The organism is Acetonema longum DSM 6540, assembly GCF_000219125.1.
In the GTDB taxonomy this organism is placed as follows: Bacteria; Bacillota; Negativicutes; order Sporomusales; family Acetonemataceae; genus Acetonema; species Acetonema longum.
This window is the reverse complement of the sequence record NZ_AFGF01000032.1, coordinates 1-25,186: the sequence shown is the minus strand read 5'-3', so window position 1 is coordinate 25,186 and position 25,186 is coordinate 1. Positions and strand designations below refer to the sequence as shown.

Here is a 25,186-nt window from a genome sequence, read left to right as displayed (position 1 = left end):
GGTGCCGGCGAAGGCGATGGTTTGGTGGAAGGTGAAGGTGCACAGGGCCAGGTGGGCCATGATTTTTCGCGCTAGAAGGGGCTTTCTGATTGCCATGGGGTCACCTCGGTTCAATGTTTTAGAGCGGCAGGAGGAGTTGAAAGCCGTAGGTTTGATCGGCAGTTTCCAATCCGTCCGGTTTGTTTTGGGGTCAGCCGATGAGGGTATGGAAGGCATTGGCTTGTCCCTGCAGGTTTGCGCGTAAGAGGCTTCCGATCGGTGTCGCTGGGGTAGTTTTTTGAGGGCTGGATTTCCTTAACTATGTTTGTATAATTTTGTATGTTTTTTCTTTGTTTTCATTATATGATCAAGGGTGGAAAATAAGCAATATGTATTGACTCTATTGTTTTGGGTCTTTTGTCCTGTTTTTTAAAAAAAACAAGAAGCTTAGGTCGTGTCTTCAAAAAAATATTGCCAATGGCTTGACAGGGATTCATTGGTGGAGACTATCCTGCTCAACGGGGATCAGCGGTAATTCCTTGCCGCTCTAGTAGAAAACAACCTCCGACCAGTCGCAAATGTGACTGACATTTATATAAAGAGCGGCATCTGGTGAAGTGCTTTATCAATAAAATCAAACATTTCCGCAGGATCGCTACTCGTTATGAAAAACTGGCAACTTCGTATTTGTCTATGCTGTACATCGCTGGTGCTTCGATTTGGCTTCGTTGATTTTGAAAACACGACCTAGCGTCTGAACCTTTTGAACGGTCTCAGTTTCGAGCAAGAGATGAGCTGTGCAAAAGACTCTTAGCGATTCTTGTAAGTGCTCCAGGCATTAGCTATATCGGCAAACTCCTGAAGAGAGAGAGTCTCTCCCCGCCGCTGGGGATCTATGGCGGCCTGGGATAACATCCAGCCAATGGCGGCCTTGTCCAGTCCGGTGGTCTTTAAGGCATTGGAAAGGGTTTTGCGCCGCTGGGCAAAAGCTCCTTTTACCACCCGGAAAAACAGTTTTTCCTCCTGTAATGCCACCGGCGGCACATTTCGCACGGTACAGCGGATTACTGCAGATTCCACGGCCGGCGAGGGGATGAAGCTTTGCGGCGGCACGTTAAACAGAATTTCCGGCTGAGTATAATATTGCACCGCCACGGACAAAGCGCCGTAATCTTTGCCGCCGGGCGCAGCCACCATCCGTTCGGCCACTTCCTTTTGCACCATAGTCACTAACAGTTCAATCGGCAAACGGGATTCCAAAAGGTGCATAATGATAGGAGTTGTGATGTAATAAGGCAGATTCGCCACTACCTTATATCGTTCCGCCGTAATTTCCCGGGAAATGTCAAACTTTAGAATATCGCCGTGAACCACCCGCACATTTTGATACCCTTCCAAAGTCTTAGCCAATACCTGAATCAGCTTAACATCCAATTCCACGCTGACAATTTGTGCACTGGTTTCGGCCAAGCCTTGCGTCAAAGTGCCAATACCCGGCCCGATTTCCAGCACCGTGTCGGCGGAGGACAAATGAGCCGCTGTTACAATACTGTTTACCACCTGTTCGTCAATCAGGAAATTCTGTCCCAATTTTTTGCTCATACCCAGGCCAAAGGTCTTAATAATATGTAAGGTAACGTCTTTTTTCGCGATAGTCGGATGAATCATGAGCAAGCCCCCCTTGAGATGCGAAGCATTTCAGAAATAATGAGAAGTTATAATTTTTCCTGGGCAGCGTTGAATTCCTCACGGGTGACGCCGTAGGTGTTCAGACGGCGAAAAAAAGTTTTGGCATTAGCATAGCCAACCCCCAGTATTCGGCCCAATTTCGCCCTTCTTGCCGCCGAATCAGCCCCTCCGTGCAAACCGGCTCTGGTCATATCCGCCCAAATAAAGCGGGGTTCTATCTGAAGTTCCTCCGAGCGCAAAGTCTCCAGAGCGGAACGTATGACCGGGGCGGATGCCACCTCAATGCCGACTTCCCGCTCATCAGAGGCGTCTTCTTTTGGAATGAAAGCATGCTTTGCATCAGGAAACCGCTTGCTCAAATAGCGGCGTATCCGTTCCCCGGCACTGTCCGGATCGGTGAGAATAATAATACCCCGCTTTTCGTAAGCATGTTTGATTTGTTCCAGTGTATAAGGAGAAAGCCCGAACCCGCCGGTAGCCAGACACTCGGCATCTACCGCCCGTCTGACCGCAGCTATATCGTTTTTTCCCTCCACTACGATTACTTCTTTAATCAAAAAGGTACCTCCTGGGAAGATGCGAGCATCTTGGGATAAGACAGAAAGTCATGTCTCCATTGTAGCATATCGATTGGCCGGCCACAAACCCCACGGCAGAGAAAAAAGAATGCAATACATATTGTCAGTTTTGTTATTGTATCCTGTTTCGCCTTAAAAAATAAAATGGACGCCTTAGAGGCATCCATTTTAAACTTTCCTGGACAACGATTTCTTCTGTATATCGGCGCTAGGGGGGGCTGCTGTAAAGCTCATCTGCGGTCTCCTCTAGTCATCCAAAACATAGACTTTTACATCCCGCCGGCCAAATTGCCAGGCTTCGGCGGCAGCTTCCATGCATAGGTCGATCTTGTCGCCGATGATAGCGCCGCCGGTATCGGCTGCCAGGGCCACGCCGTAGCCGGGAATAAATACCCGGCTGCCCAGTGGGATAACTCCGGGATCAACCGCTACGACGCCCCGGCGGGCCGGAACGCCGCTGGCCGTTATGCCGTGGCCCGGACCATCTGTGGGCAGATAGGCGGTAGCCTCCATGATCATCATCCTCTTGAACCGCAAAGCGCCTCTGGATGTCTCCACCATATCACGACTGCCGGCCCGAAGGATCCTGTCAGTGGCCGGGGTCACAATTTCTTCGTGCAAAATTTCAGAAGAAACCTCGTTACCGTCTTCCAGCCGCTTTTTAACGGTTACTTTCTTTAATCCCGGCCGGCCCTCCTGTAATACTTCTTCTTGGCCGCTTTCCAGGGCGGGATCCGGTTGGCGCACGGTCTGATACTCAACCGGCTCTTCATTTTCCTCAATCAGCTCGACTACTTGAATTGCCTGGATCTGCATCCCCGGCGAAATCCGGGCATTTCTTTCCGGAACCAGCTTCCACCCGGGACCGGCAAGACCCAATAGCATCACCGTTTCTTCCACAGTAGGCTTGGCGGTCTGAACCTTTGCATTTTTTCCCTGATAACTGACAAATACCGGTACTGCCCGGAACACTTCGATGACCGAACCCTCGGTCAGCTTCGGCGTCGAGAGACGGTATTCATCCTGGGGACTCAGTTGGATACTTGCCTGTTTTAATACTCGCTGCGGATCCCCGTAGAAAGTAACTACCTGCAATGTTTGTCCGTCTACGGCAATATGTACTGTTTTCTTGGCATAGATGAAGCTGGTGACCAGCAGAGACGCGGCAATAACCGCGACAATCAGCGTCTTTTTTCCTTGCTTGCTGTCGAAATATTGTAATATTCTTTCGACTCCGGGACCAATGCTGCTCATAGGCTGCCTCCTTCCAGAATTCAGGGCTTTTCGGAGAAAATAATAATAGTAGGAATAGCGAATGTGTTCCAATAAGCCGAAAAGTCTCTTAAATTCTTCACAGTCATGAGTACAGTACTGCATATCTTTCTGCCCTGCCCGGATGTTCTTGCATTATAGCATACCGCAACTTCCATGTCAAAACGGCAAAACAAGTTGTAGGTTGGTTTTTCCAGAGAAGACTATGCGTCAGGTAGGAGCCAGGCGGACTGCGCCTGATAAAAAACGCCAGGATTTTCCTGACGTTTTTTATATGCCCTCACTGCTTCGGCATCACTCTTCCTCCTCAGACTCTTCGCTGCTGTCAGCTTGGTCAGGCCGTTCGGATTGGATCGGCTCCTCATCTGTCATCGACTTGTAAGAGGTATTGCCTTCGGTATGAGAGCCCTTATGCTTTTTCTTTTTCCCTAACAGTCTATCGATTAATCTCATCTTCCCATCTCCTTTCTGGCAAGAGTCTCACTGCGACTCAGTCGATTCTTGCCAATAAACTGCCCCATCTCAACTGAATCAATATATTATATTCAGGAAAGACTGTTAATGTCTTAAAAGGCTGTCCGGCCAAACATTTTTTTGAACGGACATAAAGGAGCGTACTATGGAGTCATCGTCATCCGAATCCCGGCGGGAGTATAGAACTGAAGCGCCTCCCCTAAGGGAAAATCGGCTGCTGCAGGTCCTGCTGGCCTATACTATCCTCTTTTTTATTGTCATGGGCGTGAATCCTTCCCATCGCATGGAATGGCTGGCTGAACATGTTACAACCTTTGCCGTTTTTTATCTGATACTCAAATTTCAGCGCCAGCTTCACCTTTCCAACCTGTCTTATCTGCTGATCACAATTTTTTTTACCCTGCACATCTACGGCGCCCACTATGGCTATGCCGCCACCCCGTTGGGAGCCTGGCTGCAAGATCTGTTCCACAGCCAGAGAAACCATTATGACCGAATCGTCCATTTTTCCTTTGGCCTGCTGTTCGCTTACCCCTGCTATGAGGTTCTGACCCGGGCCGTCGGTTTGCAGGGCCTTATGGCCCGCTGCATCGCCTGCGCCCTAATTCTGGCTGCCGGCGCCTTTTACGAGTTGGTGGAATGCTGGGCCTCATGCGCCTTGGTCCCGGGCAGAGGTCTGGATGCCATCGGCGCCCAGGGCGACATCTGGGATACGCAGCATGATATGGCCCTAGCCTTGTACGGTTCGATTCTTACCCTTTCTTACCCCGGATGGCGGCGCCTCTTCGGAGACCGTTGAAAAAGGCTCATCTGCGTCGTTACTCCTGCGGGCGTGCCTCGTCCCGCTCTATCAGAATTCATGGTAATAGCAGATGAGATTTCACATTTTCTTCACAAACTGAACACAATTTTGTAAAATTTGCCGGCTATACTGAGTACAGATCAAAAAACAGGAGGTAATCAGTACGAAAAAATTTGCTGCATATACTATCGTTGCCATCGTGGTCCTGGCGATTGCCGGATCGGTTGTCATGGCAGCGCCCGGTCCCGGCGGCTTCAGGGGACCCTGCGGCGACAATCCAACTGCACAACGGGTTAACCTGACAGATAGTCAAAAAGCCGACCTGGCCAAAATCGCTTATAAAATGCTGGACCTGAAAAAACAACAGTTTCAGGTGTATGTAAAAGCCGGCGCTATGACCCAGGAAGTAGCCGACGCCAGAATGACTCTGATGAAAGACCGCCTGGATAAAGCCGTGAAAGACGGAACCATAGATAGGATGGGCATGGGCATGGGACGCGGCTATCATCACAGCAAACCCGGCCCCCAACCGGCCACACCGAATAAATAAGAGTCCCCTTCATTACATTTCTATAAATAAACCCTGCCGTTTTTTGTACGGCAGGGTTTATTTATAGAAATGCCTCAACTCCCATAACCTGATTGCGATAATATCAAGAATATCTATCCAAGTCAATCCTTCAAAGGCTGAATAAAGGGAGTTGCCAAACAGGAAAAAGCGATGGAGTTTAATTTCGCCTCCGGCGAATCGGCCCGTGAGGTCATTACCACCGGATGAGCAGCCCCGACGATGATGCCGGCAATCTTTGCCCTGGCGTAATAGGTCAGAGTCTTGCCCACCAAGTTGCCGGCTTCAATACTGGGCATCAAAAACAAATCCGCTTTTCCCGAAATTTTGCTGGAAAGGCCCTTGTGCTTCGCCGCTTCCGGACTTACCGCCACGTCCATGGCGATAGGGCCCTCGATGATTCCAGGCGTTAATTCCTTATTGGCATTCATATCCGCCAATGCTTTGGCATCTGTTGTCGCCGGAATTTTAGGATTGACCATTTCATTGGCAGCCAAAACAGCTACATTCGGCTGCTCAATGCCAAGGTATTTCAATGCCTGCAGCGAGTTCATCAATATGTCTTTCTTCTCGGCCAGGTTTGGCGCCACATTCATACCACCATCGGTATGAAATACCAGCTTATCCGTTCCCGGAATTTCAAAAGCAACCAGATGACTCAGCAAGCGCCCTGTCCGCAGCCCCATTTCCGGATCTAAAATAGCCTTGAGGAATATGCTGCTGTTTACCAGACCCTTCATTAAAATATCCGCTTTTCCCGCGTGAACCAGCGACACCGCAGCCAAGGCGGCTTTTGTGTCATCCGGTTCATCAATGACCGGAGTATCACCCGGCAGTCCCAGGGATTGAATGAGGGAGACAATCAGTGAAGCATTGCCCACCAGCACCGGCGCAATAATTCCCTGATCCTGGGCTGCCTTAATCGCTTCCAGCACATCCTTATCCTGCGCCACAGCCACCGCAATCCTTTTTTTCCCCCTTAGTTTGGCTTTTGCCAAAAGCTCGGCAAAATTTGCATAGACAGGCATAATCCGTTACCTCCCTTTTTGGGGCGTAAACTAACGCCGTTTCTTCTCCTCCGAGTACACGGGATACCATTCCGGGATCATGTTAGATAATATCTCTTTTGATGAGGGTCTTTCATTAGTTGGACTCCGGCGTATTCCAACGTTTGAAGAACCACAACCATTCCGCAGGATGCTGTTTAATGGCATTTTCAAGCACGTGGGTCATTTTAACCGTATTTCGCAACACTTCCTGTTTAGGATCAGGATCATGTTCATATTCCAGCGGCGGTTCAATGACGATCTGATGGCCGCCGCCGGGAAGATGATAACTGTATACTGGAACAACGGCGGAATTAAACTTTTGGGCAAAAATCGCCGGGCCGGCAGGCGTAGATGCCTTTTTTCCCAAAAAATCCACAAATACGCCATCCCTGCCGCCATCCTGATCGGCCAGAAAGCCTAGAGCCTTGCCTCGCTTCAGAGCCCGGGCCGCCTTGACAATTTCATTTGAGCCGCGATTAAAAACTTCCAGGCCGCTCATTTCGCGATATTCATTCAGGATGCGAGTATACTGGGCATTGGGCTGGGGCTTAACAATGGTGGTAATCGGCAGGCCAGTATGGGCCAAGGCAGCGCCCATCCACTCCCAATTCCCCATATGAGCGGTAAGTATTACTACGCCACGCCCGGCTTTTAAGGCTTCTTCCAAATGGGGCAAACCCTCAATGGAAACATACCGGCTGATGTTCTCACGGCTTAAAGCCGGAATATACAAGACTTCCATCAGGGTCTGTCCCAAATTGCAAAACACCTGGCGAAGCACAGCTTTTGCTTCGCTGCGGGAAATGTTCAACCCTCGCATGGCCTGTTGGATTCCCCGCTCAAGCTGGCGTCCGGCAACCAAATAATAGAGGTGTCCTATTCCCCGTCCAATCTGGCAAATCAGAGAATATGGCAGCCGGGAAATACCCTGGCTGAGAATTTTTAATAGTTGATACTGCATATGTCCCTTCATTATTTTCTCCCTTCAGAATCTGTATGAGTTAAAACTTTGCAACAAAACCCCAAGATATTCCGTGAGAGTCATAACCGGGATTATGGGTTCTTAATCCATTGGAAACATGCATGAGGGTATACCCGATATTAATATAGGAATGTTCATTCATTCTATAAATGAGTTGAGGCCCGATCCGCCACATAAAGTTATAATACTGCCCTCCATACGGAAATTTTTTGTTATACAAGAGTATACCGCCGCTCACGTCTAATGCCGCGGACAATTTTCCCGACTGGGGTTGTTCATAGCGCAGCAGGTATACAGGACCGGCGCCGACGGCAGAACTGTTGTGAGTTTCATCATCCCAGAAAATGTCCCCCCGGGGCCGCGTGATAGTAATGCCCCGATAGAGGGTCCTATGATCGGTTGCGGAAATTTGCCTGAGGATATGTAGCGAGGTGGTATCAAGATCGCGTTCATTATCGTTTGAAGTCGTATAATCCCACAGCTCAATCTGGGAGTCCGACGCATAACCAGAGGACTGTCCCAACAGGCAGACCAGCAAAATATTCAGAACCACCAGCCATTTGAATCTAGACACAATAGGACACTCCTTTTTCTTTAAAATTGACCGGTTCAAAAAAAGAAAATTTCCTTCATCCGGACAGAATGTTGTACGGGAATTTTTGACCGGTTCAAAAAATCGACAAAATAAAACTTTATCCGACAGAGTTCAAATGAAATTGTTTTTGTTCCAATGACAAACACAGCGCATTGTCCGGCATAGCCAGCACTGTGGCAATAAGAGATTCAGCCGTTTTCAAATAGCAAGCCATCTGCTCACCGGAGGCTTTATCAGACATGGCGTCTGTTATACAGCGCAGCGTGGATAGGATAAAATTTACAGCAATGTCGGGCTGAGAAGGATGGAACCATTCTTTTTGAGTCCCTTCCTCAATGATTTTCAGCAAAGAGGGGTTGAGTACGAGCGCCGCTTGCCGGACCATTTTATTTTTGATGTGGATATTCTGTTCATCGGATAGAATGTCCAGCAGCAGGCCGTCTTTCTCTTGCGCGCTATGGATTATGGCATTTAATATCAGTTCGATTTTACGGGGGGGAGTAAAATCGTTGGAGTATGCCATTTGCGTGATGTCGGCCAATAGGACGGAGAATCGTCGGTTGACCAATCCTTCCAGTATCTCCTCCTTGGATTTAAAGTAATAATACACCATTCCTTTGGCAACACCCATTTTTTTCGTGATATCAAGGATGGTTGTTTTGCGGTAGCCGTTTGCCAAAAATAAAGGCTCGGCAGTATCTAAAATTTCATCGATCCTGATTTGAGGGTCCTGGGGAATGCGAGCCATGTAATTCACCTCAAGAAATGAAACTGATCAAATTATAAATCTTTCCCGGGATTTTGGTCAAGTTCAATTTTGCATTTTGAAAAGTAAGGCAGTAGCACTTTTATTCCTTTCTCATATCATACAGCAGACGATTGAAAAATTTGAGGTTAACCTATATGATTGACCGGACTGTATGTTAGCGATAGCTAACCTTTCTTTATCCGCCGGTGTTAGCTGTCGCTAACCTTTTTTAAGAAAACTTGGCGAAGGCAAGTGTAAGGGAGGTTAATAGTATGTATATCCCTGCAAAAGCAGCAACTTTGGCAAATCTCACGGCAGGCGCAACCTGCAAAATATCGTCCGTAGAACTTGACGGTTTGCTGCGAAGACGGATTCTGGACCTGGGCATTCTTCCTGGAACCCAGGTACAATGCTTCAGAAAAGGCCCGGCGGGCGACCCCATCGCCTTCCGGGTGCGAAACACTACCATTGCTCTGCGCAGTGATGACGCGGACCTGATTAAAGTCGACCCCATATAGTTAAAGAATGGGAGGATCGTATTATTATGAACGGTTATCAAAAAACACATGGCCGGGTGCTGCGCGAGCATTTCGGCATAATCCCTGATCCGGGGCAATGCGTTATTGCCCTGGCCGGCAATCCCAATGTTGGCAAGAGTACGGTTTTTAACACCCTGACGGGTCTCAGGCAGCACACCGGCAACTGGCCTGGCAAGACAGTAGATAACGCCCAAGGTACTTTTAGCTACCGCAAGCAATCCTTTCTCCTGGTTGATCTGCCAGGAACGTATTCGATACTGGCCCACACTGTGGAAGAACAAATCGCCCGTGATTTTATCTGTTTCGGTGAACCGGATGCCACCCTCGTAGTACTGGATGCCACCTGCCTGGAAAGAAACCTAAACCTGGTTCTGCAGGTCATGGAAATTACTCCAAACGTTATTGTTTGTGTAAACCTCATAGACGAAGCGAGAAAGAAAAACATTACGCTTCATATTGCCGCGCTGGAAAATGAACTCGGCGTACCGGTTGTGGCAACTGCCGCCCGCAGAGGGGAAGGACTCGATACTCTCCGGGAAACTCTGTACCAGGTTAGTACCGGCGCACACAAATATAGTCCACGCCAGCTCACGTATTCGCCGTCCATAGAAGAGGCGATACAGGAGCTTCTCCCCAATATTCAGCGTCTTGTCGGCCACAAGTTAAACCCCCGCTGGGTGGCTCTCCGGCTGCTGGACGGAGATAAGGCGTTCCTCGAGAGCATCAGCCGATACTTAGAGATTCAACCCGAGATGAAAGTACTTCAGGAGGCAGCCGCCTTATGAACAAAAATGTCAAGCCCATGACAACGTTAGCGGAAATGTGCACGGAAGCCGATAAACTTCGCCTTCATGCCGGCAACACGCTTGGAGATACGATTGTATCCGATATTTACGCCAGCGCCGAACAGATAGCGCGTAAAGCAGTCACGCATCAACAGGAAAATCTGTCCTCCTGGGATATCAAACTGGATGATATTCTCACATCCCGCCTTTTCGGCTACCCGATCATGCTGGCGCTGTTAGGACTGGTTTTTTGGATCACCATCGAAGGCGCAAATGTTCCTTCCAGCATGCTTGCAGACGCTTTCTTCGCCTTTCAGGACCGGCTTACCGCATGGTTTGAACTTGCCGGAGCTCCGGATTGGCTCCACGGCGTCCTCGTCCTGGGGCTTTATCGGGGCCTGGCCTGGGTCGTATCCGTCATGCTGCCGCCGATGGCCATTTTCTTTCCCCTGTTTACTCTCTTAGAAGACTTGGGGTATCTGCCGAGAGTTGCCTTTAATATGGATAGCTTTTTTAAAAAGTGCAAGGCATGCGGCAAGCAGGCGTTAACGATGTGCATGGGCTTTGGCTGTAACGCCGCCGGCATTGTATCCTGCCGCATTATTGACTCGCCGCGCGAACGGATCATCGCGATGCTGACCAATAATTTCGTACCGTGCAACGGACGCTTTCCCACCCTCATTGCGGTAGCCACCATCTTTTTCGGCGGGGCGGTCACCTCTGAATACGAGACAGCAATCGCTTCGCTAACCATAACCGCCTTAGTCCTTCTCGGCATCGCGACCACCTTTGCCGTATCCTGGATACTGTCGCATACCATTCTCAAAGGAGAACCCTCGTCCCTGGTATTAGAACTGCCGCCCTACCGCCCGCCGCAAATCGGTGCGGTCATTTACCGCTCCATCATCGACCGGACTCTCTTTGTGCTGAAGCGCGCCGTCATCATGGCCGCTCCCGCCGGCGCGATTACCTGGATACTGGGGAACATCTACATAGGAGACATGAGCATTATCGGCCATCTGGCGGATTGGCTGCAGCCGTTTGGATACGCCATCGGTATTGACGGGTTCATTCTCCTGGCGTTCGTCCTCGGCCTGCCGGCCAATGAAATCGTTGTGCCCATCCTCCTCATGAGTTATCTGGCCACAGGCCAAATGATGGAATTTGAAAGCCTGGATGCACTCCGTCAGATACTGCTCAATAATGGCTGGACCTGGCTGACCGCCGTCTGCACCATGCTGTTTTGCCTGCTGCACTGGCCTTGTACCACAGCCTTGCTCTCCGTTTACAAAGAATCCGGCAGCGTCAAATGGACCTTCCTGTCCTTCCTGATCCCGACCGGCATCGCTTTCGCCGTTTGTTTCGCCGTAGCACAATCGGCAAGATTCCTCGGTTTTGCCTAATAAACCACTCCCCGAAAATTCCGCAAGATGAAAAAAAGGGCTGCCCTCCGGCAGCCCTACAATCATATCCTGAGATACCTATGCCTGCCGGTCAGCTTATCAGTCTTATCGCACCTGCTTAGCCGCCTGCACATAATCGACAAAACACTGGTACACCGCCGGATTCCCTTTCATAAACGCCATTACATGCTTAATGGAGGCGATCGTTGATTTGGATAAGTAGTGCTCCATCGCTTCCGCTTCTGCGGCAACATCGCAATCTGCCTGTATCATTCTGAGAAAATCCTGCAGGAGAGTGTTTCTTGCCACAAGGTAATCCCCTGTCTGCCTGCCTTTGTCAGTCAATCCGATCATGCCATATTTCTGGTAAGTAATGTATCCTCCCGCACGAAGTCTTCCCAATGCCTTCGTGACTGACGGGAGCTTTACATGCAGTTTCTGGCCGATATCGGTAACCCGCACAATATCGTTATTGACTGAAAATCGGTAGATTTCCTCCAGATAATCTTCCAGGCTGGGCGACAGCATGGTTTCACCTCCGGTCCATTCGCAACAAAATTTTCGGTCTATCGATAACTTATTATAAGTTATGCGGCACATCTGATTTGTATCTATCGGAGGAGAAGAAAATCTCTGCAGTATACTGTCCGGTACTAGCGGGTATATTGACAGTAAAAAATGAAAGCTGCGCAACAGCGGGGCACTTTTTTCGAAAGAGGTCAGCCATGTTTGCCAAAAGGATGCGCCACATCAACCGGTATCGTGAAATTGCCATGGCCCTGCTCAATCAGGGCTTTGACTATATTGTGGAAGAAATGGACCTGCCCCTTGGCATCCCCTATGCTCACAGCCGCTCCGCAGTGCGGCAAAATACTGCCGCCGGCCTGGGCGAGCGCATCAGGCTGTTGTTGGAACAATTAGGCCCGACCTATGTTAAACTGGGACAGATCGCCAGCACACGGCCGGACCTTCTGCCGGCTGAAATTATTGCAGAACTGGAAAAACTCCAGGATGATGTCCCCGGTTTTTCCTTTGAGTCAGTGCGCACTTTGTTCAAGGAAGAATTGAAAGCCGATCTGGAAGAGCTATTCCGGCAATTTGACCCGGAGCCTTTGGCGGCCGCTTCTATCGGGCAGGTGCATCGGGCTCAGTTAAAGACCGGTCAGGAAGTAGCGGTGAAAATTCAGCGTCCGGACATTGCTGTCAGAATCGAAACCGATTTGGAAATTCTGCAGGAACTGGCCTCACTGGCCGAACGGCGTTTTTCCTGGGCCGAGACCTATCAGCTGGCAGGTATGATCGAGGAACTGGCCAAATCGCTCCGCATCGAATTGGACTATACCAGGGAAGCCCGCCATGGCGAAAAGTTTTCAGCCCAATACCGGGACAATCCCGCCGTATATATTCCGCAGGTATATCGGGAGTATTCCTCACAAAAGGTATTGACCACAACTTATATTGAGGGAATAAAAGTAAACGAACCGGACCGATTGAAGCAGCAAGGTTATAATCTTTCCCGCATTGCCGAGTGCTTTGCCAAAGAAATGTTCCAGCAAATTTTTGTGGCAGGATTCTTCCATGGGGATCCTCATCCCGGCAATGTGCTGGTATTACCCGGAGAAAGGATCGCTTTCCTGGATTTTGGCATGGTGGGCCGCCTCAATCCTGAAAAAAAAATACCACTTGGCTTCTGTCGTCATTGGTTTGATGCAGCAAGACCCGGAAGAGCTGTTTCAGGCGATTTTCCGCATGGGAATTATCCCTGACCAAGTTGACGAAACGCAGCTTCGGGATGATATTGATCTGTTAAGAGAGAACTACTATGGAGTTCCCTTAAGTCAAAGCAGCCTGGGCGACGCCATCAATCAGTTTTTTGCCGTTACCCAGAAACACAAGATAAAGCTGCCGGCTGACCTGGTACTGGTAGGCAAAGCCCTGCTGACCATGGAGGGAGCAGTGGAACGGCTGAATCCCCAGCTCAGCATTCTGACTCTCGCCGAACCGTTCGGCCAAGAATTGCTGCGGCAGCGTTTCCACCCTGCCACCCTCGGCAAAATACTGCGGCGTACCCTGAATGAATGCGGGGAATTGATACAGAATCTGCCCCGCCTGGTGCGAGAACTGCGGGCGGTAGTCAAACAGGGTCACCTGCGTTTGGAAGTCATCCTGCCGGATATGGAACGTGGTTTAAAAACCCTCGAACGGATCAGCAACCGGCTAGCCTTCAGTATGATTCTGCTGGCTTTCAGCATCATCATGGCCGGCGTCATTATCAGTTCCAGTCTGGCCGGCCAAACTTCCCGGCTATGGAATGTGCCGGCGCTGGAAATCGGGTTTGCCATCGCGATGGTTTTGTTTCTTTGGCTGCTGTACGCCATTCTCCGGTCAGGCAAATTATAGCTTCGAAGATTTCAACCTGACCCGCCCTTTAAATGCGTCCTTCGGAGAAAGCTATTCTATATTTTTATCCATAAACACGGTTTCATCCTTATCCTGCGGCTCCAATCTGGCGATATAACCCTGGCTCAGCCAGAAGGGAAGACCTCCTGGCAAAAAACGGTGAGTATGCAGGCATATTACAGCATACCCCAGACTCCGGCTAAATGCTTCCAGCGACGCCACCAGACGGGTGGCAATCCCGCAGCGACGCAGACGGCTGTCCACATAGCAGCGGGAAAGTTCGGCTGTTTTGGCTGCGTCATAGATCCCCCGGACCGCGGCAATGCGGTCATCGTAGCGGTTAATGGCGGCTGTTCCCGCCACTTTTTCCCCGTTTGGCCGGTCGATGGCCAGGAACATAGCAGCATCCGGTCGGCAGGCATACGCATCCGCCAGATGGGTAACATCCCAGCGTGTGGCCGAATCAGGATAATCCGGATATACCTCCCGGATCATCGGAATGATAAATCTTTCCGTGGCCGCAGCATCGCCGGCATCAAACCGGCGGATTATAATATCGCCTTTATTGTCTTTCGGATCAGTGCTCAATGCTTCTCTCCCCGCTTATGCGTTTATTTTTTTGCCTTTTTTTCTGCAAACAGGTACTGGCCGAACTTACGGCACTGTGCGCAGTTGCAAAAAACGCTAAAACTATACTTCAAATGGAATCACAGAGCCTAATAATGCTTTGGCATAAACATTTTGCACATTGGCCAGTTGATCGCGGCCGGTTTCTTCGACGACTTTCCCCCGGTATAAAAAAACAATCTTATTGCATAAATGAGCCACAGCCTGCAAATCGTGAGCCACAAACAGATAGGTCATATTCATCTCCAGCCGTAGATTATGGAGCAAGCTTAATATCTGAGTCTGAACCGATACGTCCAGCGAACTGATGGCTTCGTCCAGAACAATAAATTTAGGATTCGTGGCAATGGCCCTGGCTATGCAGACCCGCTGAAGCTGACCGCCGCTGAGCTCATGGGGATAGCGTTTTTTTAAGTCCGAAGACAGGCTGACTTTGCCCAGCAGAACATTGATGTCATCATCCAGGTTTTCTTCCCGTCTCATAGCCTGCAAGGGTTCGGCGATGGTTTCCCCGACAGTGTGCCGGGGATTGACCGAAGAGGTATAATCCTGAAAGATCACGCTCATTTTTCCCTGGTTTTCCCTGATCCACCGGCGTACCGGCTTTCCCTCAATCAGAATGGCGCCGCCGCCCTTATCCGGCAGCTCAAGGCCTAAAATCAACCGGGTCAAAGTGCTTTTACCACTGCCGCTTTCACCAACGAGGCCAACGCAGCAGCCTTCCTCAATAGTAAACGTAACCCCCTTTAATACCTTGACTTTGCTGCCGTTAAAATAAGCGCCGGCCTGGCAATAGCTCTTTTCGACATTTGTAATCCTTACCAGATCAGGCACTAACGGCACCCCGCTTCATAGCTTCAGTAAACGATTGGGACAGTTCCAGCCGGCTGTTGACCAGATATCGCGTATATTCGTGCCGGGGCTTCCTGAAAATCGCCTGCGCCTCACCGTACTCTACCCGTTCGCCGCAATGCAGGACCATCAGCTGATCGGCAAGATGCCGCACAACGCCCAGATCATGGGAAATAAAGATCAAGGCTGTCCCGGTTTCCCGCCGCAGAGTCTTGAACGCCTCCACCACCTGCCGCTGATTGATGGAATCCAGTGCTGTGGTAGATTCGTCGGCTACAATGATATCAGGTTTCATTGCCAGGGCCGTCGCAACCATACACCGCTGCAACATGCCGCCGGAAAGCTGGTGGGGATATTTCCGAATCACCTGTTCCGGATCAGGCATGTTCAGCATCGCCAAAGCTTCCAGCGTCATGCCAATAGCTTCAGATTGTCCAATCCCTTTATTTTCGATGAAGGTCTCAGCCATCTGATCGCCGATTTTTCCCAAAGGGTCAAAGGCCGACATGGCATCCTGGAGAACCATGCAGATATGCCTGCCCCGGATAGTACGCAGCATACTTTCGTCCTGCCGCAGCAAATCCAGTACTTCGCCATCGCGGCGCAGTGCCGCGGTCCCCTGCACTTGCATCCAGGGGTTGACCAGACCCAATAGAGCCCTTACAGCCATCGATTTACCGCTGCCGCTTTCCCCCACAATGCCAAGGCAGCTGTCCGGCTTTAAGTCAAAACTGATGCCATGAAGGACGGTTTCCTGATTGCGTAAATCCGTAACTGTCAGATTCCCTACCGTAAGTAAGTTATTCATGAGACCACCGCCTTCCTGCGTTTAAAAATCGTCAGGCTCTTTCGGCTAAAGCCTTTATCCAGACGGGGATTCATCGCCTCCTGAATACTGTCGCCCAAAAAATTAAAGGCGGCAACTACCAGAAAGATGGCCATGCCCGGCGGCAGCATCTGCCACGGATTAGTGGTCAGGACTTTTTTGGCTTCATTGAGCATCATGCCCCATTCCGCCATAGGCGGCTGCACACCTAAACCTAAAAAGGACAGGGCGGAAATATTCAAAATAATACTGCCTGCATCCAAAGTGGCCAATACGCAGATTTCCCCCATCGCACCGGGAATCAGATGCCGTCTCAGAATATGCCAGGCACTGCAGCCGGAAACCCGGGCAAAGCTGATATAATTTTTATCCATAAACTGAATAACAATGGAACGGATCATCCGGACATACCAGGGCCATTTGGCAATGACCATGGCGATAAGAATATTGACAATCCCGGTCCCCATCACGCCCACAATCGCCAGAATCAATACCTCGCCGGGAAAAGACAGCATGATATCGCAGAGCCGCATGATGATTTCATCCACCCAGCCCCGGAAATAACCGGCAATAAGCCCCAGCACAGCACCGATGCCGATCGTAAGAAGCATGGCGGCCAGGGACAACAGCACCGTCGTGCGTCCGCCCCACAGTATGCGGGATAAAATATCCCGCCCTAACTGGTCCGTTCCCAGCCAGTGATCGGCGGACGGCGGCGCAAATTTGTCGGCAATGTTCTGAGCAGCGGGAGGATAGGGAGCTGCGACCGGCGCCAACAGTGACAATACGATCACCATACCTAAAAAAGCAGCCATGATGACAGCCATTTTATCGGCTTTCAAGCGTTTCCAGAAACCGGCCATATCAGTCCCCCTCCTGTTTCATTCTGGGATCCATGACGGCTATGCCGATATCGACCAGCAAATTGCATACGACAAACAGTACCGCCATAATCAGAACGTAGGCCTGAATAACCGGGAAGTCCCGGTTAAAGATAGCCGTGACGCACAGCCGCCCCACCCCGGGCCAGGCAAAGATATTTTCGATGACAACCGTTCCGGCGATCAGCTTGGGTATGGACATTCCCAGGGCGGTCAGCGAACTATGCAGCGAGTTTTTAAAAACCCGCCTCGTAATGGCGCTGTTTTTCAGTCCCCTGACTCTTCCGTATAAAACGAAATGGGAATGCCCATTTTGAATCATGTTATTGCGAATCAAACGCACATAGGTGGAGATATACCCGAGCGACAAGGTGAGCGCCGGCATAATGACCGCATCGGGCGTCCTCATACCGCTAGTTGGAAGAATAGGTATCTTCACAGCCAGCAGCCACATCAGCAGAATCCCCGCCCAAAAAGCAGGCAGGGCGGTGCCCGCAAAAACCAACCCCCGGATCACGATATCCCCCGCACTCCCCTCATGCAAAGCGCAGAAAACGCCTGCCGCCACCGAAACCGCCAGGATCATGAGCAGGGAGACACCTGCCAGATATAAGGTGGGGGGAATAGCCCGGACGAATTCATCGGCAACCAGTCTATCATTGACATAAGACCGGCCGAAATCGCCGTGCAGGGCATGGCTCATCCACTCAAGATACCGGGTTAGAAAGGGTTTGTCCAATCTCAGCTGCTGCCGCATTTGCGCCACGTTTTCTTCCGTAGGCGTAATCTCGTTGACCCTGAGAGCCACCTCGGCGGGATCGCTGGGACTCAGGCTGATCAGGATAAAAGAAAAGAAGGAGATTCCAATAAGAACCGGAATCATCCACAGAATTCTCTTGATGATGTAATCTTTCACCGGTTACTCCATTTCTAAACTTATCCAATTATCCGGCATGCAGCCGGCTAATTGCCGAAATACATCTTTTCAAAGGGAATCTCATACTGGGAATCATTAAAGGTTACCCCTTTAAGCCCTTTAATACCGACCGCCTTGGTTTTCGAATAAGAAATCGGGATGTAAACGCACTGCTCACTGATGTATGTAAAAATTTCCCTGTAGCTTGCGGCCCGCTGCTGTTCGCCAGCCGCAATCATTGTCTTGGTAATGGTCTCATCCAGCCACTGTTTCCGGACAAGGCCGCTTTGCGCCTGATAATCGCCGTGGGCGGCAATTCTCCAGGAAGACACATAGGACTGCGGGTCATAGGGAGTCCCCCAGGATAAGGAATATTGCAAGTCAAAGTCGCCGGTTTTCTGCCGGTCCAGAAAAGCTTGTTTTTCTTCCGCCAGTATGTTCATCTTCACACCAACGGCTGCCAAATCGGCCTGAATGGATTCGGCGATTGTTCCTTCCTGGGCATTCTGGACATTATAGGAAAAGGTCACTTCGCATTTTTGGCCGTCTTTGGCCCGAACGCCGTCGGTGCCCTTGACCCAGCCGGCTTCATCCAGCAGCTTGCCGGCTTTAACCGGATCATAGGCAAAGGTTTTTAAATCAAGGTTACAATACGGCGCGTTTTTCGACATCAGCGTGTCCGCCTGGTCTTCAGAGCCGTTGAGAATCCCTTTGATGATGTTCTGCTTATTGACGGCATGGGCGAATGCCTCGCGAACTTTCAGATCCCGGGTCACCGGCGCTTTGGTATTTAGTAAAATGGCCCGCGACGCGATGGGCCGGCTGAGATAGGTCTGGTAGGCGCCTTCTTTCTCCAGCTTTTTATACGAATCAAGATCAATCTGATCACCGTCGGCTCCGAACAGCAGGTCAATTTCCCCGCTTTGCAGAGCTAAAAGAATCGTCTGAGGATCGGGCATAACCTTCCAGTTGATGGCAGTCACCTTTGGTTTTTCACCCCAGTAAGCTTCATTGCGGGTAAACGTGGCGTACTGATTGTTTTCATGCCTGGCCAAAATCCAGGGGCCGGTTCCGGCATAGCCGCTGACGCCGTAGTGTGTCTCGCCATTAATAAAACATTTGGGCGAGATGAATCTAAAAGGCCTGGTTAACCCCAATTCAACCAAAGTCGGATAATAAGGATGCTTTAGCACCAGCTTGAACGTATGATCGTCAATCGCAATCGTCTCCTTGATTTCATTGACCATGTCCAGCCACTGATGGCGTTTGACGTTGGCAATAATGGCGTCCATATTCAATTTAACCGCTTGGGCGTTAAAGGGTTCACCATCCGTGAAGGCAACTCCCTTGCGCAGATGGAAGGTATACTCCAGGCCATCCGGAGAGATCTCCCAGCTTTCGGCCAGGGCCGGCTTAACCTCACCGTCTTCATTTTTGGTCAGGCCTTCAAACACCATATTCTGGGCGGCCATTTCTCCCGAATACAAATGCGGATTGATATTCCGGATGTCTTTGGTACTGGCATAATTAATCTCTGTCCGGCCGGCGACACCCGTGTTCGTGGCGCTTTTGCCGCAGCCCGTAAATATGCCGGCTGCCATGACCAGCATGAACGCCACTGCGAAAGTTTGTTTCCAATTCATTGGCTTCTCCCTCTCCTTAACAGAATTATCCGGATTCCTTTGCGGTTGCAGGCAACCTTGTGCTCGATAGCAATGGCTTGTTCGACCGGCAGGCATCCACCTGCTGAGTGCACCGCGGGTAAAAGGGGCAGCCTGCACAGTTTCCCGGATCATCCCATTGCTAAAAAATAAAAACCAAAAAGATCTGCCTCTTCACGAGGCATCCTTCATGGCTTTTGTTCATCGTATAAAGTTGCACCAGCAGGATTATAAATCACGATCTTAATACTACGGGTCCGCCTTCATTACGGCACAGGTGATTTTCGAATCACCCTACTGTGTTATATGTTACACAAATTGTTTTTTCCCGTCAATCTATTCTGCATTCTCTGCTTTTTCATCTGCTACCGGTTCCAGTTCCAGTACGTTTGTTTTTATTGTTTTCCTTCCAGGTAATATCTTACCCACATAATTACTTCAGATAATGAAGGATGTGGCGTCATAGTCTCACCGATACTTTTCACGGAGTGAGGGTCTAAATAGCGAGTCATCCTGGAGGCCCGCAATTGCTTTACCGCCTTAGATGCAATAGGTTCATTAATAGGCGTAAGTGTCGTTTCGCCAGCATTCATAAGATTAATAAATGGTTGGAGTAAAATGGACGCTTGTGGCCCGATGGAATGGATGCCCAGAATGGTGTTTGTTTTTTTATCTACCACAATTTTAACAAACCCATCATGATCGTCTCCTGGCTCAAATCCAAGGGCAAATCCTTTGGCGGTCGATGAGTAGTGATGTTTTGCCGTTAGTATTTCATAGCCCGACTGGACGGCCTGCTGCTCTGTCAGGCCCACATGAGCAACCTGAGGATAGGTAAAAGTTACCACCGGTACTAAATCGTAGCGGGCCCAGCGCCAGTCCTGCAGCGGGTGCCCGCCAAACAGATTGTGGGCGACGATCTCAGCTTCATAATTCGCTTTATGGCGGAATGGAGCTTCACCGTTGACGTCGCCAAACGCCCAGACACCCTCAACATTCGTTTCCAGGAATTCATTGGTGCGAATCCAGCCCCGATTGTCAGTTACAATGCTTGTATTATCCAGACGCAAACGGTCTGTGTTTGGGTGTATGCCGGAAGCGAGTAAAATCTCTTCCGCCCGGACTTCGCAGGTTTCACCCGTGATTTTATGGGAAATGGTCAGGATTTTTTCGCCGTTTTCCACCCTCACCGCAGTTGGTATGTGATTTAATAAAACGTCAATGCCAATTCCGTGGAGGTCTTTTAAAATCTGGGCGGAGATTTCTTCATCCTCCTTAATCAAAAGGCGCGTATTACGCTGCACCAAAGTAACTTTCGCACCGGCAGCCGCGAACACATGGGCAAATTCGGTACCGATCGGACCGCCGCCCAAAATGATTAGGCTTTTGTATGGTGTTTGAGGATACTTATCGCCAAACAGCGATTCAGACATTAGATAACCCGCCTCTTCTAAACCATCAATAAAAGGTATATTCGTACGCGACCCAACGGCAATGAAAATTTTATCGGCTGTAAATTCTTCTGAGAGAGTACCGTCATTCAACGCTACTTGTAAGACTTTTTCTCCGGTAAAATAACCGGTCCCCTGATAGATGTCGACATTTTTCTTCGCTTGATAATAGGTTAAAATATCATTGCTTTCATATATTTTCTGCCAAACACGCCGGGAAACCGTCTCCCAGTTCATGCGTGCCGGAGCCACCTCGACGCCGATCTTCGGCAATCCTTCAATTTCTCTGATATAGTCCGCCGCCGTAACCATTACCTTAGTAGGAATACATCCCCGGGTTAAACACGTTCCCCCAAACCTCCCTCTTTCTATCATCGCGCATTTTAATCCTTGTTCAAGGGCTGCATCCAAGACGATATTGGCAGACCCGGAACCGATTACCGCAACATCATATTGGTTCATTCCATTAGCCCCTCTTTCATTCAGTTTTCTTAGCTAATAATACGTTTACGTGCTAATAGTCAAATATATCACTGAAAACTAACCCTGTCGTTCTTTCTCAAGAATTTTTATCTCCGGCCGTCAAGCTGAATGGTCGTATCGCAAGCGTCAAACCCGGCAGCGCCGCAAAGATAAGACGCACCCGGGGCAAGACAAATCTTCCGGGTGCGTCTTATCGGCTTTTTTAGTGACCGCAGGTATGCCCTTCATGGTCATGGTCGCAGGCATTGCCGCCATCGGCAAGTTCTCCGTGCAGGTAAGAGGCCACCAGGTTTTCAGGGGTGTCAGAGGGAGCGCCGCACAGGACTTTTATGCCGCGCTGGCGAAAAATCGCCTGAGCAGCTTCCCCCATGCCGCCGACCAAAATATCGGTGCAGCCCTGGTCCGCTACCCAGTTGGGAATTACGCCGGGCGCATGAGGTGGCGGCGTCAGTTTTTTTTGTTCGGTAATTTTACCGTCTTCAACTGTGAGGATCGCGAATTGTTGACAGTGGCCAAAATGGACGCAAAGTTTTCCTCCGGCCAAAGGAATGGCAATTTTCATGGTTAAATCAGCACCTTCCTGTTAATTTTGGAGTTGACGGATCATTCGTTCCACAATCTGCTGCATTTCTTCTTTGGTATGACTGGTCAAACTGTCTATAGCCCGGCCGGCATCGCCGGCGGTTACCACACCCGGGTCAATGGGCAGCTTTCCCAGGAAGGGAATATTCCAGTCAGCAGCGGTTTTTTCACCGCCGCCGCTTTTGAATATGGCGTGAGTGCTGCCGCAGTCGGGACAGATAAAACCGCTCATATTTTCAATCAGGCCGAGCACCGGCATCTTGACCTGCCGACAGAACTGGATGGACTTGCGCACATCGGCCAACGCTATTTCCTGGGGCGTGGTCACGATGACGGCCTGGCAGCCTGGAATGGTTTGGGCTACCGTCAGTGGCTCATCGCCTGTTCCGGGCGGGCTGTCGATAATGAGAAAGTCGAGCGGCCCCCAATCGACATCGCCCAGGAACTGGCGGATAATGCCGATTTTCATTGGACCTCGCCAGATTAGTGGCGCATCCGGCTGACCTAAAAATCCTTGTATCGACATTACTTTCAAATTTTCGGCATACTGGTAAGGTTGAATCCGATTTTCGATGACATTCAGCCCAAGGCCGGTAAGACCTAACAAGCCGGCGATGCTTGGCCCATGTACATCCACGTCAAGCAAACCGACGCAATAGCCCTGATTGCTCAAAAATACAGCCAGATTGGTGGCGACGGTGCTTTTGCCGACGCCGCCCTTGCCGCTCATCACCAGCAGCTTATGATCGACAGTTTGAAGAAACTGTTCAATTTTTTGTCTCTGTGCTTCAAAGTCCCTGTCTTTGGCAGTCGCGTTACAAGACATTCTGTAATCCATCTCCTTTATCTTTCCGTAGACCCGCTCATGTGAAATATATTTCATAATTAAGACAAAAAATTAACTGTCGCGCTGTACCGACTGCGCTCCGCATTGGGGGCAATTCATATCCCGGCCCCTCTGCCCGGTGCCATGGGGAACTGACCACCTGTAATCGCACTCAAGACAACTGAAAGACCGCAGCTTATCGTGATTTTGATGTTCTATGCGAAAAGTTCCCCCTGCAATGGTCACAGCTTTCCCCTGCCACATGGCTGTGGCGATTTTCTGCCGCGCCTTGTTGACGATCCGATGCAGCGTAGGCCGGGAAACCGCCATGCTTTCCGCTGCCTCACCCATATCCAGTTGTTCGGCGTCGACCAGCCTGATGGCTTCCATCTCTTCAAATGTGAGAATCACTTCATCGATTTCCCGCATGGGGACACCGACAGGTTTATAACTGGTAACCGGCGGTAATTGCTGAATTCTTCGTTCTTTGTGTGGTCTTGCCATATTTCCCTCTTCATTATGAAATATATCTCATGTGTAGTTTACCATCCGGATTACTTCATTGTCAAATATATTTCATTACATTGCGTTTGGATTACGAAAAAAATCTTGATATATTTTCAGATTTTAACCGGCTAATAACAAAATGAACGCATCTGATTACGAAATGTTATCTGATTGCGCTCATTTATGGAACCGTTGAAGCAGCGGTTATAACTCTTTTTCCCAGCCAGCGGACCAAAAGATCATGTGATAAAATTATACCCCAATCTCTTCATCGGTTAAGTAACAGGCCGGATCAGACGCCCAGAAGTCCCCGGTAACGGCTTCGGCACGTGTACGGAAATTACCATTACAGTAATTTAAAAACCGGCATTTGGCGCAGCGTCCTTTCAGAAGGGGCTTCCGGTTCTTTAGACCAGCCAAGATCGGGTGGGAAAGATCGGTCCAAATATCACCGAATTTACGTTCCCGAACATTGCCAAAGGTAATATGCTGGGTAAACTGGTCAGGATGTACATATCCCAGAGGGTCCACTTCGGCAAAAGCGATTCCCGAACGGTTTCCCCCGTTCAGGCCGATCAGTTCTTTAATCTTGTCGGCTTTCTCCGGATCTTTCTTGATGGTTCGCAGATAGAGATACACCCCGTCGCAGTGATTGTCAACTGTTAAGATCTCTTTTTTTAGCCCGCGTTCCTCAAAATCCATGGAACGGCGGATAATGGTTTCCATGGCTCGCCTGGATTCCTCCGGCGAAACATCTTCTTTGATCATCTGATTTCCGCGACCGGAGTAAACCAAATGATAAAAACAGACCCTGTCAATGTTTTCTTCTTCAATAAAGTCAAAAATCTTGTCCAACTCGGCAAAATTATGACTGTTAATGGTAAAACGGAGTCCGACCCGCTGCTTTGCCGCAACACAGTTCTGAATCCCTTCCATGGCTGCCTGGAAAGCGCCCTCTTTGCCGCGGAATTTGTCATTAACCTCTCGCAAGCCATCCAGGGATATCCCCACATAGCCGATGCCGATATCCTTGATTCGCCGCGCAGTTTCACCGGTAATTAAGGTTCCATTGGTGGAAAGCGTGGGACGAATCCCTTTAGAGGCAGCATATCCCGCCAATTCGAAGAAATCAGGACGAATCAAAGGTTCCCCGCCGGAGAAAAGCAGCACCGGAACTTTAAAATCCGCTAAATCGTCAATAAAGCGCCTGGCTTCTTCTGTCGTCAATTCTCCCTGATATTTTCGGGCGTCTGATTCCATATAACAATGGGCGCACTTGAGATTGCAGGTTCTGGTTGAGTTCCAGACAACCACAGGCCCCGAACCCAAGGCAGTTCCATGCACAGCGTCTTTAGCGCCTTTGGTATAACGGAGGGAATCCCCAAAGTATTCCATGTTAAACAGCAGTTTGGTCACACTGATCATGTTCTGCTCCTTTTCAGAGTCTCAACTCGTTTGATTCACGTTTCACGCTAATGTTAGGTTCGCCAAAGGTCCGGCAACCTCCTGCTTGGTTTGGACACGCGCCTCTACTACATTCCATCCTCAATCGTATATAAGCTGCTGCAGGGTTATCCCCCCCAGAGGGGGGCTGACTCTGCGCCGCCAGGCAGGATGGAGACGATCAACGCGCCAGCGTTTGCAATATCGCCGGATAGTATGTGCTCGCCAAATGCGCTACGGCTCTCTGCCAGGAATTCTCGTGAAAAAA

Annotated in this window: 26 protein-coding genes and 1 pseudogene; 7 read left to right on the top strand and 20 right to left on the bottom strand. The window is 49.9% G+C overall.

The window, feature by feature from the left end; translation table 11 throughout:
- Positions 1–94: 94 nt before the first annotated feature.
- Positions 95–244, top strand: coding sequence for a hypothetical protein (locus ALO_RS23030; RefSeq protein ID WP_238528205.1), 150 nt, complete (start codon positions 95–97; stop codon positions 242–244).
- 545 nt (positions 245–789) lie between these two features.
- Here ALO_RS23030 and rsmA read toward each other — a convergent pair.
- The 4 genes from rsmA to ALO_RS22325 all read right to left on the bottom strand — a co-directional run bounded on the left by rsmA (position 790) and on the right by ALO_RS22325 (position 3,971).
- Positions 790–1,647 carry a 16S rRNA (adenine(1518)-N(6)/adenine(1519)-N(6))-dimethyltransferase RsmA gene (gene rsmA / locus ALO_RS04305; protein ID WP_004573122.1) on the bottom strand — a complete coding sequence of 286 codons (858 nt, stop codon included), beginning with the start codon at positions 1,645–1,647 and terminating at the stop codon, positions 790–792.
- Positions 1,648–1,694: 47 nt separating this feature from the next.
- Complete coding sequence (gene rnmV / locus ALO_RS04300; RefSeq protein WP_004573121.1) at positions 1,695–2,225, bottom strand: ribonuclease M5; 531 nt, start codon at positions 2,223–2,225, stop codon at positions 1,695–1,697.
- A gap of 267 nt (positions 2,226–2,492) precedes the next feature.
- Positions 2,493–3,500 carry a G5 domain-containing protein gene (locus ALO_RS04290; RefSeq protein ID WP_004573119.1) on the bottom strand — a complete coding sequence of 336 codons (1,008 nt, stop codon included), beginning with the start codon at positions 3,498–3,500 and terminating at the stop codon, positions 2,493–2,495.
- 312 nt (positions 3,501–3,812) lie between these two features.
- On the bottom strand, positions 3,813–3,971 hold the full coding sequence (locus tag ALO_RS22325; protein ID WP_004573118.1) for a hypothetical protein: 159 nt from the start codon (positions 3,969–3,971) through the stop codon (positions 3,813–3,815).
- A gap of 166 nt (positions 3,972–4,137) precedes the next feature.
- Here ALO_RS22325 and ALO_RS04285 point away from each other — a divergent pair, with 166 nt between their 5' ends.
- Positions 4,138–4,791, top strand: coding sequence for a DUF2238 domain-containing protein (locus tag ALO_RS04285; protein WP_004573117.1), 654 nt, complete (start codon positions 4,138–4,140; stop codon positions 4,789–4,791).
- A 232-nt stretch (positions 4,792–5,023) separates the two neighbouring features.
- Positions 5,024–5,344, top strand: coding sequence for a DUF2680 domain-containing protein (locus tag ALO_RS04280; RefSeq protein ID WP_040292702.1), 321 nt, complete (start codon positions 5,024–5,026; stop codon positions 5,342–5,344).
- A 122-nt stretch (positions 5,345–5,466) separates the two neighbouring features.
- Here ALO_RS04280 and ALO_RS04275 read toward each other — a convergent pair whose 3' ends face one another.
- From ALO_RS04275 to ALO_RS04260, 4 genes are all read right to left on the bottom strand, one after another.
- Entirely contained in the window at positions 5,467–6,390 is a 924-nt protein-coding gene (locus ALO_RS04275; RefSeq protein ID WP_004573115.1) for a phosphate acyltransferase, read from the bottom strand.
- Between the two features lie 115 nt (positions 6,391–6,505).
- The gene (locus tag ALO_RS04270) at positions 6,506–7,384 is read right to left on the bottom strand and encodes a lysophospholipid acyltransferase family protein (RefSeq protein ID WP_004573114.1); all 879 of its coding nucleotides are present in this window, start codon (positions 7,382–7,384) and stop codon (positions 6,506–6,508) included.
- A 28-nt stretch (positions 7,385–7,412) separates the two neighbouring features.
- On the bottom strand, positions 7,413–7,967 hold the full coding sequence (locus ALO_RS04265; protein ID WP_004573113.1) for an acyloxyacyl hydrolase: 555 nt from the start codon (positions 7,965–7,967) through the stop codon (positions 7,413–7,415).
- Between the two features lie 118 nt (positions 7,968–8,085).
- Complete coding sequence (locus ALO_RS04260; protein ID WP_004573112.1) at positions 8,086–8,736, bottom strand: TetR/AcrR family transcriptional regulator; 651 nt, start codon at positions 8,734–8,736, stop codon at positions 8,086–8,088.
- 272 nt (positions 8,737–9,008) lie between these two features.
- On the opposite strand from ALO_RS04260, the gene ALO_RS04255 reads away from it, so the two are divergent.
- From ALO_RS04255 to ALO_RS04245, 3 genes are read left to right on the top strand one after another with little or no spacing between them, the layout of a single operon-like run.
- Positions 9,009–9,254 carry a FeoA family protein gene (locus ALO_RS04255; RefSeq protein WP_004573111.1) on the top strand — a complete coding sequence of 82 codons (246 nt, stop codon included), beginning with the start codon at positions 9,009–9,011 and terminating at the stop codon, positions 9,252–9,254.
- A 26-nt stretch (positions 9,255–9,280) separates the two neighbouring features.
- Positions 9,281–10,060: a FeoB small GTPase domain-containing protein gene (locus ALO_RS04250; RefSeq protein ID WP_004573110.1), complete on the top strand. Its 780-nt coding sequence runs from the start codon at positions 9,281–9,283 to the stop codon at positions 10,058–10,060.
- The gene (locus ALO_RS04245; RefSeq protein WP_004573109.1) at positions 10,057–11,463 is read left to right on the top strand and encodes a nucleoside recognition domain-containing protein; all 1,407 of its coding nucleotides are present in this window, start codon (positions 10,057–10,059) and stop codon (positions 11,461–11,463) included. Before ALO_RS04250 ends, ALO_RS04245 begins: the two co-directional genes overlap by 4 nt.
- Before the next feature lie 105 nt (positions 11,464–11,568).
- Here ALO_RS04245 and ALO_RS04240 read toward each other — a convergent pair whose 3' ends face one another.
- Complete coding sequence (locus tag ALO_RS04240) at positions 11,569–11,991, bottom strand: metal-dependent transcriptional regulator (RefSeq protein ID WP_004573108.1); 423 nt, start codon at positions 11,989–11,991, stop codon at positions 11,569–11,571.
- A 197-nt stretch (positions 11,992–12,188) separates the two neighbouring features.
- Here ALO_RS04240 and ALO_RS23890 point away from each other — a divergent pair.
- A pseudogene (locus tag ALO_RS23890) lies at positions 12,189–13,863 on the top strand (ABC1 kinase family protein).
- Between the two features lie 51 nt (positions 13,864–13,914).
- Here ALO_RS23890 and ALO_RS04230 read toward each other — a convergent pair.
- The 11 genes from ALO_RS04230 to nirJ1 all read right to left on the bottom strand — a co-directional run bounded on the left by ALO_RS04230 (position 13,915) and on the right by nirJ1 (position 24,900).
- Positions 13,915–14,451, bottom strand: a complete 537-nt coding sequence (locus ALO_RS04230; RefSeq protein WP_004573107.1) for a GNAT family N-acetyltransferase — start codon at positions 14,449–14,451, stop codon at positions 13,915–13,917.
- A gap of 102 nt (positions 14,452–14,553) precedes the next feature.
- The gene (locus ALO_RS04225; protein ID WP_004573106.1) at positions 14,554–15,324 is read right to left on the bottom strand and encodes an ABC transporter ATP-binding protein; all 771 of its coding nucleotides are present in this window, start codon (positions 15,322–15,324) and stop codon (positions 14,554–14,556) included.
- Positions 15,317–16,150 (bottom strand): ABC transporter ATP-binding protein, encoded by an 834-nt coding sequence (locus ALO_RS04220; RefSeq protein WP_004573105.1) that lies wholly within the window; start codon positions 16,148–16,150, stop codon positions 15,317–15,319. The genes ALO_RS04225 and ALO_RS04220 overlap by 8 nt, the downstream gene beginning before the upstream one ends.
- Positions 16,147–17,031 carry a nickel/cobalt ABC transporter permease gene (gene opp1C, locus ALO_RS04215; protein ID WP_004573104.1) on the bottom strand — a complete coding sequence of 295 codons (885 nt, stop codon included), beginning with the start codon at positions 17,029–17,031 and terminating at the stop codon, positions 16,147–16,149. The genes ALO_RS04220 and opp1C overlap by 4 nt, the downstream gene beginning before the upstream one ends.
- A 1-nt stretch (position 17,032) precedes the next feature.
- Positions 17,033–17,965 carry a nickel/cobalt ABC transporter permease gene (gene opp1B, locus ALO_RS04210; RefSeq protein WP_004573103.1) on the bottom strand — a complete coding sequence of 311 codons (933 nt, stop codon included), beginning with the start codon at positions 17,963–17,965 and terminating at the stop codon, positions 17,033–17,035.
- A 47-nt stretch (positions 17,966–18,012) separates the two neighbouring features.
- Entirely contained in the window at positions 18,013–19,608 is a 1,596-nt protein-coding gene (gene nikA, locus ALO_RS04205; protein WP_004573102.1) for a nickel ABC transporter substrate-binding protein, read from the bottom strand.
- Between the two features lie 413 nt (positions 19,609–20,021).
- Positions 20,022–21,539, bottom strand: a complete 1,518-nt coding sequence (locus ALO_RS04200) for a dihydrolipoyl dehydrogenase family protein (RefSeq protein ID WP_004573101.1) — start codon at positions 21,537–21,539, stop codon at positions 20,022–20,024.
- A 223-nt stretch (positions 21,540–21,762) separates the two neighbouring features.
- A complete protein-coding gene (locus ALO_RS23025) occupies positions 21,763–22,122 on the bottom strand; it encodes a NifB/NifX family molybdenum-iron cluster-binding protein (RefSeq protein WP_004573100.1) in 360 nt (119 codons plus the stop codon).
- Between the two features lie 21 nt (positions 22,123–22,143).
- Entirely contained in the window at positions 22,144–22,968 is an 825-nt protein-coding gene (locus ALO_RS04190; RefSeq protein WP_004573099.1) for an Mrp/NBP35 family ATP-binding protein, read from the bottom strand.
- A 72-nt stretch (positions 22,969–23,040) separates the two neighbouring features.
- Entirely contained in the window at positions 23,041–23,472 is a 432-nt protein-coding gene (locus ALO_RS04185; protein WP_004093218.1) for a DUF134 domain-containing protein, read from the bottom strand.
- A gap of 255 nt (positions 23,473–23,727) precedes the next feature.
- Positions 23,728–24,900: a putative heme d1 biosynthesis radical SAM protein NirJ1 gene (gene nirJ1, locus ALO_RS04180; protein ID WP_004093217.1), complete on the bottom strand. Its 1,173-nt coding sequence runs from the start codon at positions 24,898–24,900 to the stop codon at positions 23,728–23,730.
- Between the last annotated feature and the right edge of the window lie 286 nt (positions 24,901–25,186).